Source organism: Variovorax sp. MPBD4-3 (genome assembly GCF_058809745.1).
On the sequence record NZ_JBXASW010000099.1, the window covers coordinates 1 to 13,579 of the forward strand.

The window sequence follows — 13,579 nt, forward strand, 5'->3', positions numbered from 1 at the left end:
CACCACCACCACCGTAGCCGCCGCCACCGCCGGTGCGGGGGGGACGAGCTTCCATCGGACGGGCTTCGTTCACCGTCAGGGCGCGGCCCTGCAGCGAGTGGCCGTTCATGGCTTCGATAGCGGAGAGTGCTTCAGCATCCGAACCCATTTCGACGAAGCCGAAGCCCTTCGAACGGCCGGTGTCACGTTCCATCATGACCTTGGCGCTGACGATCGAGCCGAACTCGCCGAAAGCCTGTTCCAGGTCGTTGTCACGCACGGAGTAGGCGAGGTTGCCTACGTAGAGTTTCTTGCCCATTGAGGGACTCCTAATTCAAACCAACAAGACAAAGCGATGGAGTCCCAGAATCACAACAAACAAAATGCGCTGTGGCGCGAAACTGACCGATCACCAAAATACGTGCACGGGAGACGGAGCTCACAGACACGTAAGCCGGATTATCCAGCCCAATTGCAAAAAGGGTGGGAAATTCGTGTGTTATTGAGAAACATCGCGAGGCGACGGGCGGTTTCGCAACGGTTTGAGCAGGTCCGAGAGCCCGTTGTGGTCTATTTCATGCATCAAGGCCAGCAGCCGGCCAATTTCTCCTGAGGGAAAACCCTCGCGTGCAAACCAGGTCAGGTAATTTCCGGGCAAATCGGCAATCAGCGTGCCCTTGTGCTTGCCGAAAGGCATTTGGAGCGTCACGAGCCGCTGCAGGTCTTCGGGGTTCATAGGCGGTTTTCCCGTTCTAGCCGCCGGCGCGCTTGACCGTGTGGCCCTGCTTCACGAGCGCCGCGATCACCAGTTCGCGGTGGTCGCCCTGGATCTCGATCACGCCGTCCTTCACCGTGCCGCCCGAGCCGCAGGCCGTTTTCAGCTGCTTGCCCAGCGCCGTGAGCCCCGCGGCATCGAGCGCGACGCCCTTGACCACCGTCACGCCCTTGCCTTTGCGTCCCTTGGTCTCGTGCGATACACGCACAATGCCGTCAGTGGCCGGCAGGCGCGCCTTGAGTTCCTTGCAGCGGCACTGCGCCACCGGCGCTGCGCAGCCGGGGCACATGCGCCCGCCCGCCTCGGTGGAATACACCAGGGTGCTGCCGGCCTGATTGCTTTTCGTCGTCGCCATTCGATCCATCTCTCTCTGTTACCGGGTTTCTCTCTCTGTCTGCTCACATGCCATTCGATTCACTGGGCCTGGCCCCCGCGCTCGTGCACGCCGCCGCCGAAAGCGGCTATGCCGCACCGACCGCCATCCAGGCCGCGGCCATCCCCGCGATTCTGCAGGGCCGCGACGTGCGGGGCTCGGCGCAGACCGGCTCCGGCAAGACCGCCGCATTTTCCCTGCCGCTGCTGCAGCGCCTGGGCGCCGAGCGACCGCTGGGCGCCTCGCGCCGCGTGCGCGCCCTGGTGCTGGTGCCCACGCGCGAGCTCGCTGCCCAGGTCGGCGAGACCCTGCGCAGCCTCGCGCAGCACCTGCCCGAACGGCTGAAGATCGTCGTCGCCTTCGGCGGCGTGTCGATCAACCCGCAGATGATGAGCCTGCGCGGCGGCGCCGACATCGTCGTCGCCACCCCCGGCCGGCTGCTCGACCTGGCCGACCACAACGCGCTGCGGCTCGACGCCGTCGCCACGCTGGTGCTCGACGAGGCCGACCGCCTGTTCGACCTCGGCTTCGCCGAAGAGCTGGGGCGCATCCTCGCGATGCTGCCGAAGCAGCGCCAGAACCTGCTGTTCTCCGCCACCTTCCCGCCCGCCATCCAGGCGCTGGCCGACGCCACGCTGCGCGACCCCGCCGTCATCGACGTGCAGGGCGAGCCCGGCACCGAGCCCAACATCGTGCAGCGCGTGATCGAGGTCGATGCCGCGCGCCGCACGCAGCTGCTGCGCCACCTGCTCAAGCAGCACGAAGGCGAGTGGGACCGGGTGCTGGTCTTCGTCGCCACGCAGCATGCCGCGCAGACCGTGGCCGAGAAGCTCTACAAGAACGGCATCTACGCCGTGCCCTTCCACGGCGACATCGCGCAGGGCACGCGCACCGACATCCTGGCGCAGTTCAAGCAGAGCCGCTGGGACGTGGTCATCGCCACCGATCTGGCCGCGCGCGGCATCGACATCGCGCAGCTGCCGGTGGTCATCAACTACGACCTGCCGCGCTCGCCGACTGACTACATCCACCGCATCGGCAGAACCGGCCGCGCGGGCGAGAGCGGCCTGGCGATCAGCTTCGTGAGCGCGGCGAGCGAGGCGCACTTCCGCCTCATCGAGAAGCGCCAGGGCCTGAGCCTGCCGCGCGAGCAGGTCGAAGGCTTCGAGCCGACGGAGGTGGCGCCGCCGGTGGTCGATGCGTCGGGCACGGGCGGCATCAAGGGCAAGCGGCCGAGCAAGAAGGACAAGCTGCGCGCGGCGGCCGCGAAAGCCGCGGCACGCGGCGACACTGCCGGCGGCAAGAGCGAAGGCTGAACAGAGAGGATGCGGCGGGGGGGCCTACCAGCCCAGCTGCCTCGCCGCCAGCTCCTTCATGATGTCCTCGGCACCCCCGCCGATCATCATCACCTTCACCTCGCGGTAGATGCGCTCGCTGACCGTGCCGCGCATGAAGCCCATGCCGCCCAGGATCTGCACCGCCTGGTCGGCGCAGAACTGCATGGTCTGCGTGGCGTGGTTCTTCAGCAGGCAGATCTGCGCCACCCATTCGGGGGCGTTGGAGCGCCCGGCGGCCTCCAGCGCGTCGCCCTCGGCCGACACCGCCTCGATCCAGGCCTCGGTGGAGGCGATGCGCATCTGCATGTCGACCAGCTTGTGGCGCACCGCCTGATGTTCGATGAGCGCGGCACCGAAAGCCCTGCGCTCGCGCGCCCAGGCCAGCGCCTCGTCGAGGCAGGCCTGCGCGAAGCCCAGCGCGCCCGCCGCGAGGCCGATGCGCTCGCCGTTGAAGTTACCCATGACCATGCGGAAGCCCGCGCCTTCGTCGCCCAGCAGGTAGCGCGCGGGCACGTGCACGTCGTCGAAGTGCAGCGTGGCGGTGTCGGAGCACAGCCAGCCCATCTTCGACAGGCGCGTGCGCGAGAGTCCCGGTGCATCGCCCGGCATCAGCAGCATCGAGATGCCGCCCGCGCCGCGTCCTTCGCCGGTGCGGACCGCCACGGTGATCCAGTCGGCGCGCATGCCCGAGGTGATGAAAGTCTTCTCGCCGTTCACCACGTAGTGGTCGCCATCGCCGTCCGGGACTCGCCGAGCCGTGGTGCGCAGCGCGGCCACGTCGGAGCCGCCGCCGGGCTCGGTGATGGCCAGCGCCGCGATCTTCTCGCCGCGCAGCACCGGCGGCACCACTTCCTGGCGCACCGCTTCGCTGCCGTGCAGCACCACCGGCGGCAGTCCGATGTTGTGCGAGAACAGGCTCGCGAGCACGCCGCCGCTCCTGCCGTGGCGCGCGAGCGCGACCCATGCCGGCAGCTTGAGCGCATACGAGGCGGGCGTGCCGCCCAGCGCTTCGGGGTAGCCCAGCCCGAGCAGGCCCAGTTCGGCGGCGCGCGCGTACAGCGCACGCGGGAACTCGCCCGCGTCGTCCCACGCCTGCGCGTTCGGTGCGATCTCGTTCTCGGCGAAGCGCCGCACGGTGTCGGCGAGTGCCGCGCGGTCGGCCTGCAGTTCGGCGTCCATGCCGTGTTCAGCCGCGCGGCGGCCGCTTGGCGATGCCCATGGTCTTCGCGAGGATGCCCAGCATCACCTCGTCCGCGCCGCCGCCGATGGAGCCCAGCCGGCCGTCGCGGTACAGCCGCGACACGCGGTTCTCCAGCGTGAAGCCCATGCCGCCCCAGAACTGCAGGCAGGTGTCGGCCACCTGTCGCGTGAGCCGGCCGGTCTTGAGCTTGGCCATCGACGCGAGCTCGAGCACGTCCTGGCCCTGCACATGCAGGTCGCAGGCGCGGTAGGTGAGCGCGCGCAGCGCCTCCACCTCGGTCTTGAGTTCGGCCAGCTTGAACTGCACCCATTGCTGGTCGGCCAGCGTGGCGCCGAACATGCTGCGCTGCTGCGCCCATTCGATGGTCTGCGCGATGCAGTCTTCCATCGGCTCCAGCGAACTCGCCGCCGCCCACAGCCGCTCTTCCTGGAACTGCTGCATCTGGTAGACGAAGCCCTGGCCTTCCTCGCCCACGCGGTAGCGCTGCGGCACGCGCACGTTGTCGAAGTAGATGAGCCCGGTGTCGCTCGAATTCATGCCGATCTTGCGGATCTTCTTCGCCTTCTCGATGCCGGGGCTGTCCATCGGCACCATCACGAGCGACTTGTTGCGGTGCACCGGCCCGTCGCTGGTGTTGACCAGCATGCACATCCAGTCGGCCTGCAGGCTGTTGGTGATCCACATCTTCTGGCCGCTGATGAGGTAGTCGCCGCCGTCCTTGCGCGCATGGCTCTTCAGGCCCGCCACGTCGCTGCCAGCGCCGGGCTCGCTCACGCCGATGCAGCCGACCATGTCGCCCGCGATGGCCGGCGCCAGGAACTCGCGGCGCAGTTCGTCGCTGCCGAAGCGCGCGAGCGCCGGCGTGCACATGTCGGTCTGCACGCCGATGGCCATCGGCACGCCGCCGCAGCTGATGTGGCCCAGCGCCTCGGCCATGGCCATCGCATACGAATAGTCGAGCCCGCCGCCGCCGAAGGCCTCGGGCTTGTTCAGGCCCAGCAGGCCCAGGTTGCCGAGCTTCTTGAAGACCTCGTGCGCGGGAAAGATCTCGGCTTCTTCCCATTCGTCCACGCGCGGGTTGATTTCTTCGTCGATGAAGCGGCGCAGCGTTTTCTGGATCTCTAGGTGTTCGTGCGTGTACTGCATGAGGTGTGTCTCCGGTCTTTCGTTCTTCACTTGTCCTGGAACACCCGCGGCGTCTGCGCGAGGTGGAATCCGTCGTAGGGCTTCACCGCGGGGCGCTGCCGGGCGTGCGCGTCCGGCAGCGCCATCGGCCAGCCCATGCGCACCTGCGGCCGCGCGCCGTCCACGCGCAGTACGCTGCCGCTGATGAAGCTGGCCGCGGGGCTCAGCAGGAACGCGATGGCGGCGGAGGTCTCGGCCTCGGTGCCGAAGCGGCCCGCGGGCACGGTCTTGCGCATGGCGCGCAGCATGTCGCCGGCCTCGGGCGGGTAGTGGTCCATGCCGCTGGAGGCGATGTAGCCCGGCGCCACCGCGTTCACGCGCACGCCGTTCGCGGCCCATTCGAGCGCGGCGGTCTCGGTGAAGCTCACCATGCCCGCGCGCGCCGCGCCGCTGTGGCCCATGTTGGGCATCGACCCCCATATGTCGGCCACGATGTTGACGATGGCGCCGCCGTGCGAGCGCATGCTCTGCACGAAGCACTCGCGCGCGACAAGGAAGCCGCCCGTGAGGTTGGTGTGGATCACCGCTTCCCAGCCCTTGGCCGAGATGTCCGCCAGCGGCGTGATGTACTGGCCGCCCGCGTTGTTCACCAGCCCGTCGATGCGGCCGTGCGCCGCGACGATGGCGCGCACGGCGTCGCGCACCGCGTCTTCCTGCCGGATGTCGAAGGCCTGCGTCGCGGCCTTGCCGCCGGCGGACTCGATCTCGGCCTTCACCGCTTCCAGCTTCTCGGGCTTGCGGCCGACCAGCACGACCTGCGCGCCGAGCGATGCGAGTTCGTGCGCGGTGCACCGGCCGATGCCCGAGCCGCCGCCCGTCACCACGATGACCTGCCCGCCGAACAGGCCGGGCGTGAAGATGGAGCGGTAGCTCGCAGGGGAGGCGTTCATTCGAAATGCTTTCTGGAAACTGCGCAAAGGGCTGCGGCCGGTTTCTTCGTCAGGCGTCGGCGATCTCCGCCACCACGTGGCGGGCCGCGACCTGCGCGCCCACCGCCACGTGCAGCGCGGCGACGCGGCCGGCGCGCGGGGCGCAATGTACGTGCTCCATCTTCATGGCCTCCAGCGTGACGAGCGGCTGCCCGGCGGCGACGGTGTCGCCCTCGGCTGCGAGCAGCGCGATGACGCGGCCGTTCATCGATGCGCGCAGCAGGCCGTCGCCGCCCGCCGCATCGGCGCGCGCGACGGCGGCATGCGTCAGGTCGTCGAGCTGGAAGGCCCGGCCGCGGAAATGGAAGCTCGCGCGGCCCGCGTCGCGCACGACGAAGGCCTGCTCCGAGAGCCCGCCGCAAGAGAAGCGCAGCGTGCCGTCGCCGGGCAGCGCGAGCAACGCGACCTGTGCCGGCGCGGATTCGTCGAGCGCGATGTCGAAGCGGCCCGCGCCGCGCGGCGTCACGCGGGCGGCATGCACCGCGCCGTCGAGCGAAAAGCGCAGCGCGTTCGGCAGCGTGTGCGCGAGCGGCGAGGGCCAGCCGCGCTCGCCAAGTTGCAGCAGCAATGCGGCGAGCAAAGCGGCCTGCGTGTCGGCGGCCTCATCGGGCGCGAGCAGCGAATCGAGGTGATCGGCAATGAAGGCGGTCGTCGCGCCGCCGCCAGCAAACACCTCGTGCGAAAGCGCGCGCTGCAGCAACTGCTGGTTGGTTGCGACGCCCAGCGCCACGGTGTCGGCCAGGCCGGCGATCAGCTTGCGGCGGGCTTCGTCGCGCGTGCGGCCGTGCGCCACGAGCTTGGCGACCATCGAGTCGTAGAACGGCGGCACGGCCGCGCCGTCGCGCAGCGCATGTTCGGTGCGAAGCGCCGGCGAAGGCCGCCATGCGGAGAGCGTGCCGCTCTGCGGCACGAAGCCCTGCAACGGGTCTTCGGCGCACAGCCGCACTTCGATGGCGTGGCCGGCGATGCGAACGTCCTGCTGCGCCAGCGGCAGGGGCTCGCCGGCCGCCACGCGCAGTTGCAGCTCGACCAGGTCCAGGCCCGTCACCGCCTCTGTCACCGGGTGCTCCACCTGCAGGCGCGTGTTCATTTCCATGAACCAGTACTGGCCGTCGGCGTCGAGCAGGAATTCGAGCGTGCCCGCGCCTTCGTAGGCGATGGCCTTGGCGGCGGCGACGGCGGTCGCGCCCATGCGCTGGCGCAGCGCCTCGGACACCGCGGGCGAGGGCGCTTCCTCGATCACCTTCTGATGCCGGCGCTGCACCGAGCAGTCGCGCTCGCCGAGGTGGATCGCATGGCCGTGGCGATCGGCGAACACCTGGATCTCGATGTGGCGCGGCGCGACGATGGCGCGCTCCAGTATCACCGTAGCGTCGCCGAAGGCGTTGAGCGCCTCGGACTGCGCACTCTGCAGCGCATCGGCGAAGCCTTCGGCTGAAGCGACCAGCCGCATGCCGCGTCCGCCGCCGCCCGCCGTTGCCTTGATCATCACGGGCCAGCCGATGCGCGCGGCCTCCGTCGCGAGCCTTGCGGCGCCCTGGTCTTCGCCCTGGTAGCCCGGAATGCACGGCACGCCCGCCGCCTGCATCAGCCGCTTGGCACCGGCCTTGTCACCCATCGCGCGGATGGCTTCGGGAGAGGGGCCGATGAACACCAGCCCCGCGTCGCGGCAGGCCTGCGCGAACGCGGCGTTCTCCGCGAGGAAGCCGTAGCCCGGGTGCACCGCATCCGCGCCGCTCGTGCGTGCTGCATCGATGATGGCGGCGATGTTCAGGTAGCTCTGCGCGGGCAGCGATTCGCCGATCCACACCGCCTCGTCGGCCTGCCGCACGTGCTCGGCGTCGGCATCCGCGGTGGAGTAGACGGCAACGGTGCGCCGGCCCATGGCACGCGCGCTGCGCATCACGCGCACCGCGATCTCGCCGCGGTTCGCAACCAGGATCTTCTGGAAGTTCGTGCTCATGGCCGGGCCACCGAAAACTGCATGGGTTGCGGCACGCGCGCATCGGCGTCGCGGCATACCGAGAGAACCTCGGCCAGCACCGCGCGGGTGTCGCGCGGGTCGATCACGCCGTCGTCCAGCAGCAGCGCGCTGGTGGTGAAGACGCTCATCTGCCGGTCGAAGCGCTCGACGACCTGCTGCTGCATCGCGTCTATCTTCGCGTGGTCCACGGCGCCCTTGCGCGCCATGCCTGTCTCCATGACGATGGCCATGGTCTTCGCGGCCTGCTCGCCGCCCATCACCGCGGTGCGCGCGTTGGGCCAGCTGAAGCAGAAGCGCGGCGCGAAGCCCCGCCCGCACATGCCGTAGTTGCCCGCGCCGTAGGAGGCGCCGCAGTGCAGCGTGATCTGCGGAACGCTGGCGTTGGTCACGGCCTGGATCATCTTGGCGCCGTGCTTGATGATGCCGGCCTCCTCGTGCGCGCGGCCCACCATGTAGCCGGTGATGTTCTGCAGGTAGACGATGGGCGTGCGCGACTGGCAGCAGGCCTGGATGAAGTGCGTGGCCTTGGTCGCGCCGTCGGAGTCGATCGGGCCGTTGTTGGTGATGATGCCGACCGCATGCCCTTCCAGCCGGATGTGGCCGCAGACGGTGGCGCTGCCGTAGTGCTCGCTGAACTCCAGGAACTCCGAGCCGTCGGCGATGCGCGCGATGACCTCCCGCATGTCCACCGGCCGCCGTCCGTCGCTGGGCATGATGCCCAGCAGGTCTTCGGCGTCGTAGCGCGGCGGCGCGAACCGGCGCGGCGCTTCGTGGCGTGCCCAGTCGATGCCGCCGAGGATCGAGCGCGCGATGCGGATGGCGTCGCGATCGTCTTCGGCCAGGTAGTCGCCCAGGCCCGAGATGTGGGTGTGCATCACGGCGCCGCCCAGTTCTTCCTCGGTGGCGATCTCGCCGGTGGCGGCCTTCAGCAGCGGCGGGCCCGCCAGGAAGGCGCGGGTGCGGTCGCGCACCATCACGATGTAGTCGGACAGGCCGGTCTGGTAGGCGCCGCCGGCGGTCGAGGAGCCGTGCGTCACCGTCACCACCGGCAGCCCGGCGGCCGAGAGCCGCGCGAGGTTGCGGAAGATGTTGCCGCCGCGCACGAAGTCCTGCACGCGGTACTGCATCAGGTTGGCGCCGGCGCTTTCCACCAGCTGCACATAGGGCAGCTTGTTCTCCAGCGCGATCTCCTGCACGCGCAGCTGCTTGTCCAGGCCCATGGGCTGCAGCGCGCCGGCGTCGATGCCGGAGTCGGAGGCGTTGACCATGCAGCGCACGCCCGACACCTGGCCGATGCCCGACAGCAGCCCGCCGCCGGGCACGCTCTTCGACAGATCAGGGTTGTCGTGGCCCAGCCCCGCGAGCGTGGCCAGCGGCAGGAAGGGCGCGCCGGTGTCCAGCAGCAGCGCGAGGCGTTCGCGCGGCAGCAGCTGCCCGCGCCTGGCGAAGCGCTCGGCCGATGCGCCAGAGGCCGCCGCGGCGCGGGCCTCGTGCGCGCGCACTTGGTCGAGCAGCGCGAGCATGCCGGTGCGGTTGGCCTGGAAGGTGTCGCTGGCCGCGTGCAGCCGGGATTCGATGACGGGCATGAGAGTCTGTGCGGATCGTGTGTTTTCGTTCTGCACGGACTGTAGAAGCGGGCCCTCGCGCCCGCTTGCGCCAACTAGCTGGTTGGCCGGCGCGCGTCAGTTCAGGCGTGCGCGCCGCCCGGCGGCGACCGGCGTGTCGAGGCTGCTGCCGGTGACCACCCAGTAGATGAAGATCAGCACCGAGCCGGCAGTGCCGAACACGATGAGGCCCATGGAACTGCCGCCGATGGCCAGTGCGTCGGCGGGTGCGCTCGCGGTGCAGATCATGCTGGCCGCGCTCATGCCCACGTAGTGCATGGTGCACACCGCCACGCCCATCACCGCCGCGGCCGCGACCTGGTGCGTGAACCTGCGCAGGTTGAACGCCAGCCACAGCGCGGCAGCGGCGGCGGTGACGGCGATGAGCGCCGACAGCGCCACCGTCGCGATGTCGAAGGAAATCGATGCGCGCATGTTCATGGCGTACATGCCCATGTAGTGCATCACGCACACGCCGAGCCCGGCCAGCAGGCTGCCCGCCAGCCAGCCCGAACGGCTGAAGTGGCGCCGTCCGCCGGCCATGTAGAGCGCAATGCCCGAAATCAGGATGGCCGCCACCAGCGACACCACCGTGAGCGGCATGTTGTAGGAGACGGGCACCGGCAGCCGGTACGCCAGCATGCCGATGAAGTGCATCGACCAGATGCCGATGCCGCCCAGCGCCACGGCGGCGCAGGCCACGACCGCGAGGTTGGGCTTGCCGTCGGCCCCGATCATGCGCCGCGCGCAGATCAGCGCCACCAGCGAGCCGGCGAAGGAGATCAGGAAGGAGAGGGCGACCATGCCCGGTGTGTATTCGGGCGAGAGCAATTGGCCTACGACAAGCGGAGTCATGCAGTTCCCTTTCAAGAAGAAAACGCCTCGCAGACTCCCGACAACCGGATGCGATCGGGACGCCGTTGGGACGTCCCGATCAGTTTGTAATGATTGTTTTAAAAAGTAAACAGGGAAATTACACCTTCTGTTACCTACCTTGCAGCACGGATTCGATAGATCGCGTTGTTGCGGTCTGCCGCCATGTAGACGGTGCCGTCGGCGCCCACGGCAACGCCCGTCACCACATAAGGCGGCGGCAGGCCCGGGCCGGGCGCCAGGCCGATCGGCAAGTTGTCCGCGACGGTGCGCCGGCTGCCGTCGGCCGGGTCGATCTCGACCAGCCGGCGCGCCGCGCTCTCGGCCACGATGAAGCTGCCCCAGGGGGTCTGCGCCAGGCCCTCGGGCAGCGCCAGCCCGTCGGCCACGGTGCGCAGCGGCGCGCTGGCGTCCAGCGGAATGCGCAGCAGCTTGCCGGCCGCCTCGGTCACGTAGAGCGCGCCGTCCTGGCCCAGCACCATCTGCACCGGGCCGCTCAGGCCGCTGGCAAGCACTGACTTCTCGGCAAACTTCGGCCCGCTGGCGTGGGTGATGGCGCCGGTGGCGATCTCGGCGTAGATCACGCTGCCGTCCGGCATGGGAATGGCGTCGAACGGCGCCTTCAGGCCGTGGATCACTTGCACGGTCTTGAGCGTGCGGCGGTCCACCAGCTGCACCGAGCCGGTGAACCACGAACTCAGCGCGAACAGCTTCGGCGACAGGCCGACCGCGAACGGGTAGTCGAGCTCCGGATCGCGCTGCATGCGGAACACGTCTTGCACCTCGCCCGTGCGCACGTCGACCCGGCGGAAGCCGAATACGTCGGCCACCCAGAGGTCGTTGCCGTCGATCTTCATGCCCGCCGGCACAGCCACCTTGCCGCTGGTGAGCGTGCGCAGCGCGCCGGTGGCGGGGTCGAAGGCCTGGATCTCGTTGTTGGCCATGTTCGACACGTAGATCGTGCCGTCCGATGCGATGGCCAAGTTGTCGAGCGAGGGCCGCAGCTGTTTGGCCACGGTCTTGCGCCCGCTGGCCAGCTCCACCCGCACCAGCTCGCCGCTGCGCGCATCCACCACCCAGAGGTTGCCCTTGCCGTCGAGGTTGGCGGCGGCCGGCACCTGGAAGCCGTCCGCGATCACCGCCATGCGGCCGTCGGCCGGGTCGATCTTCACGACCTGGCCCTTGAACCACAGCGGCCCGTAGAGCATGCCGTCGGGGCCGACCTCGAAGCCGTTGAAGCCGCCCATGTCCTTCTTGATGAGCCGTGGCGGCTTCTGGCCCGCGCGGTCGATTTCCCATAGCGCGTCGCCCAGGAACACCTGCGAGGCGTAGAGCCTGCCGTTGCGGCGGTCGAAGTCCAGCGAGTTGAGGCCGGGCAGGTCCTTGGCCAGCACGCGCAGCGGTGCGCCGTCGTGCTCGCGGTAGCGCAGCTTGCCCATGAGGTAGTTGGTCCACGCCAGTTCGCCGTTCGGGCCGACGGCGATGTCGTCGGCCTGGCCTTCGGGCGCGTCGATGAGCACCTTGGCGGCGCCGGTGGCGCGGTCGACCTCCCACAGCGTGTTGCCCAGCACGGAGCCCGCGAGCAGCCGGCCCTTGGCGTCGATCGCCAGGCCGTGCACGCCCGCGAACGATGACGGCGCGACCAGCACCTCGGGCGCGGCCCAGGCGGCGGGGCGCGTGGGCGGCGTCGCAGGCGGAGGCAGCGCGGGCGATGCGGCCGGCGGCGCCGACGAGGGCGGCGCGGAGGCCGGCGGCATCACCGTGCCGCAGGCGGCCAGCAGTGCAAGGGGTGCGGCCAGCAAGGCGGCGCGAAGGTATCTGCGGTGCATGGGTTCTTCTCCTCTTCTGTTTCTGTATTCGCGAAACAGTCTAGGAGCCGAACGTGTCCACGGCGTCGCGCCAGGGACAGGATGCGGACTTTCGTTTGCTGTGGATTACCCGCGGGCTTCAGCCGCCATTCAGCCGCGGCCTAGCCGCGCAGCAGCTGCGTGACGGTGTGGATCAGCAGCCCCACCAGCCCGCCCACCAGCGTGCCGTTGATGCGGATGAACTGCAGGTCGCGCCCGATGTGGCGCTCCAGTTCCACCGTCATTTCCTGCGCGTTCCACTCGCCCACGCGCTGCTCGATGTAGCGGCGGATGTCCTCGCGGTAGCGCTCGATGGCCAGCGGCGCGGCGGCCTCGATCTGCTCGTTGATCCAGCGGCGGATCGCTTCGTCGCCCTGCAGCCGGGCGCCCAGCGCACCCGCCATCGAGGCGATGCGCTGGCCGATGGTCGAGTCGCCGCGCCCCAGGTCGTCGTGCAGCCATGCGAGCAGTTCGCCCCAAAGCCCGTGCAGGTAGTCGCCGAGGGCCGGGTGCGCGATGAGTTCGGCGCGGATCTGCTCGCCGCGCTGCTGGAATTCGGGGTCGAGCTTCAGGCGCACCACGAAGTCGTCGACGAAGTGGTCGAAGCGCCGGCGCATCGGGTGGTCGGGCTCGGCCGCCAGTTCGCCGATGGTGTGCGCCACGGCCGCCACGATCTTGCGCGTGGCCAGCTTGGCGGCCACCTGGTCGAGGCCCACGTAGCGCAGCGTCTTGATTTCGCGCGCAATGGCTTCGGTGATGTGCGCCTGCACCTCCTCGCCTTCGAGCAGGCCGGCCACCTGCTGCAGCACGTCGTCGAGCAGCGCCTGGTGGCGCCCGCCCGCGGTGAGCGCATCGAGCGCCTGGCCGGTGAGGCGGGAGAGGTCGATTTTCGCGAGGCCGGCGGCAGCGGCGCGGCCCATGAAGTCGCGCACCCGTTCGTCGTCGAATGCGGTGAGCCCGTAGCGCGTGGCCGCCACGCCCCATTCGCCGAGTTTCCGGCCGCTCTCGGGCCGGGCCAGCCAGCCGGCGATGCGGCCGGCCGTGTCGAATTCCCTCAGCTTGCCCAGCACCTGCGCGGTGCTCAGGAAGTTGTCGCAGATGAAACCGGCGAGCTTGGCGCCGATGCGGTCCTTGTTGCTGGGGATGATGGCCGTGTGCGGAATCGGCAGGCCCAGCGGATGGCGAAACAGCGCCACCACCGCGAACCAGTCGGCGATGGCGCCGACCATCGCGGCCTCGGCGAACGCGGCGACGTAGCCCCAGGCGGGGTGCTGCGCATGCAGCACGCTGGCTACCGCATAGAGCACGGCGGCGCCGCACAGCAGGCCCAGTGCCATGCGCTTCATTTGCTGCAGGCCGTTGCTTTGTTCTTTCAATTGAGGGCCGTGTTGGTTTGGTTCTGGGTGTGCGCGCAGGGCGCCGGGTGCTCCCCTGCGCGAATGTCCCCCGCCCTTCGGGCTCCTCCTTTATTTCGCTGCGGGGAGCACCCGGC

At 69.5% G+C, this 13,579-nt stretch carries 12 protein-coding genes; 1 reads left to right on the plus strand and 11 read right to left on the minus strand.

Going from position 1 to position 13,579, the window contains the following annotated elements; translation table 11 throughout:
• The 3 genes from rbp to AC1RVW_RS29735 all read right to left on the minus strand — a co-directional run.
• Positions 1-298, minus strand: a 298-nt coding sequence (rbp, locus tag AC1RVW_RS29725) for an RNA-binding regulator (RefSeq protein ID WP_493204286.1), incomplete at its 3' end; no start/stop codon positions are given.
• Positions 299-478: 180 nt separating this feature from the next.
• Positions 479-715, minus strand: a complete 237-nt coding sequence (locus AC1RVW_RS29730; protein ID WP_081270675.1) for a DUF3820 family protein — start codon at positions 713-715, stop codon at positions 479-481.
• A 16-nt stretch (positions 716-731) separates the two neighbouring features.
• The gene (locus AC1RVW_RS29735) at positions 732-1,109 is read right to left on the minus strand and encodes a translation initiation factor Sui1 (RefSeq protein WP_493204288.1); all 378 of its coding nucleotides are present in this window, start codon (positions 1,107-1,109) and stop codon (positions 732-734) included.
• Positions 1,110-1,156: 47 nt separating this feature from the next.
• Here AC1RVW_RS29735 and AC1RVW_RS29740 point away from each other — a divergent pair, with 47 nt between their 5' ends.
• Positions 1,157-2,443 carry a DEAD/DEAH box helicase gene (locus AC1RVW_RS29740; RefSeq protein ID WP_493204290.1) on the plus strand — a complete coding sequence of 429 codons (1,287 nt, stop codon included), beginning with the start codon at positions 1,157-1,159 and terminating at the stop codon, positions 2,441-2,443.
• Positions 2,444-2,467: 24 nt separating this feature from the next.
• Here AC1RVW_RS29740 and AC1RVW_RS29745 read toward each other — a convergent pair whose 3' ends face one another.
• The 8 genes from AC1RVW_RS29745 to AC1RVW_RS29780 all read right to left on the minus strand — a co-directional run bounded on the left by AC1RVW_RS29745 (position 2,468) and on the right by AC1RVW_RS29780 (position 13,433).
• Positions 2,468-3,643, minus strand: a complete 1,176-nt coding sequence (locus tag AC1RVW_RS29745; protein ID WP_493204291.1) for an acyl-CoA dehydrogenase family protein — start codon at positions 3,641-3,643, stop codon at positions 2,468-2,470.
• Between the two features lie 7 nt (positions 3,644-3,650).
• Positions 3,651-4,811: an acyl-CoA dehydrogenase family protein gene (locus tag AC1RVW_RS29750; protein WP_081270784.1), complete on the minus strand. Its 1,161-nt coding sequence runs from the start codon at positions 4,809-4,811 to the stop codon at positions 3,651-3,653.
• Between the two features lie 26 nt (positions 4,812-4,837).
• Positions 4,838-5,740: an SDR family oxidoreductase gene (locus AC1RVW_RS29755; RefSeq protein ID WP_493204293.1), complete on the minus strand. Its 903-nt coding sequence runs from the start codon at positions 5,738-5,740 to the stop codon at positions 4,838-4,840.
• Positions 5,741-5,789: 49 nt separating this feature from the next.
• A complete protein-coding gene (locus AC1RVW_RS29760; RefSeq protein WP_493204295.1) occupies positions 5,790-7,742 on the minus strand; it encodes an acetyl/propionyl/methylcrotonyl-CoA carboxylase subunit alpha in 1,953 nt (650 codons plus the stop codon).
• Positions 7,739-9,349 carry an acyl-CoA carboxylase subunit beta gene (locus AC1RVW_RS29765; RefSeq protein WP_493204297.1) on the minus strand — a complete coding sequence of 537 codons (1,611 nt, stop codon included), beginning with the start codon at positions 9,347-9,349 and terminating at the stop codon, positions 7,739-7,741. Before AC1RVW_RS29765 ends, AC1RVW_RS29760 begins: the two co-directional genes overlap by 4 nt.
• Positions 9,350-9,445: 96 nt before the next feature.
• On the minus strand, positions 9,446-10,222 hold the full coding sequence (locus AC1RVW_RS29770; RefSeq protein ID WP_493204299.1) for an MHYT domain-containing protein: 777 nt from the start codon (positions 10,220-10,222) through the stop codon (positions 9,446-9,448).
• A 134-nt stretch (positions 10,223-10,356) separates the two neighbouring features.
• A complete protein-coding gene (locus AC1RVW_RS29775; RefSeq protein WP_493204301.1) occupies positions 10,357-12,069 on the minus strand; it encodes a Vgb family protein in 1,713 nt (570 codons plus the stop codon).
• Positions 12,070-12,209: 140 nt separating this feature from the next.
• On the minus strand, positions 12,210-13,433 hold the full coding sequence (locus tag AC1RVW_RS29780; protein ID WP_493204303.1) for a DUF445 domain-containing protein: 1,224 nt from the start codon (positions 13,431-13,433) through the stop codon (positions 12,210-12,212).
• Between the last annotated feature and the right edge of the window lie 146 nt (positions 13,434-13,579).

What these genes read in the sequence shown, in the direction of transcription:
- AC1RVW_RS29780 (WP_493204303.1), bottom strand. Translation starts at nt 13,433, where the DNA reads ATGAAGCGCATGGCACTGGGCCTGCTGTGCGGCGCCGCCGTGCTCTAT.
- AC1RVW_RS29745 (WP_493204291.1), bottom strand. Translation starts at nt 3,643, where the DNA reads ATGGACGCCGAACTGCAGGCCGACCGCGCGGCACTCGCCGACACCGTG.
- AC1RVW_RS29750 (WP_081270784.1), bottom strand. Translation starts at nt 4,811, where the DNA reads ATGCAGTACACGCACGAACACCTAGAGATCCAGAAAACGCTGCGCCGC.
- AC1RVW_RS29755 (WP_493204293.1), bottom strand. Translation starts at nt 5,740, where the DNA reads ATGAACGCCTCCCCTGCGAGCTACCGCTCCATCTTCACGCCCGGCCTG.
- AC1RVW_RS29740 (WP_493204290.1), top strand. Translation starts at nt 1,157, where the DNA reads ATGCCATTCGATTCACTGGGCCTGGCCCCCGCGCTCGTGCACGCCGCC.
- AC1RVW_RS29730 (WP_081270675.1), bottom strand. Translation starts at nt 715, where the DNA reads ATGAACCCCGAAGACCTGCAGCGGCTCGTGACGCTCCAAATGCCTTTC.
- AC1RVW_RS29735 (WP_493204288.1), bottom strand. Translation starts at nt 1,109, where the DNA reads ATGGCGACGACGAAAAGCAATCAGGCCGGCAGCACCCTGGTGTATTCC.
- AC1RVW_RS29765 (WP_493204297.1), bottom strand. Translation starts at nt 9,349, where the DNA reads ATGCCCGTCATCGAATCCCGGCTGCACGCGGCCAGCGACACCTTCCAG.
- AC1RVW_RS29770 (WP_493204299.1), bottom strand. Translation starts at nt 10,222, where the DNA reads ATGACTCCGCTTGTCGTAGGCCAATTGCTCTCGCCCGAATACACACCG.
- AC1RVW_RS29760 (WP_493204295.1), bottom strand. Translation starts at nt 7,742, where the DNA reads ATGAGCACGAACTTCCAGAAGATCCTGGTTGCGAACCGCGGCGAGATC.
- AC1RVW_RS29775 (WP_493204301.1), bottom strand. Translation starts at nt 12,069, where the DNA reads ATGCACCGCAGATACCTTCGCGCCGCCTTGCTGGCCGCACCCCTTGCA.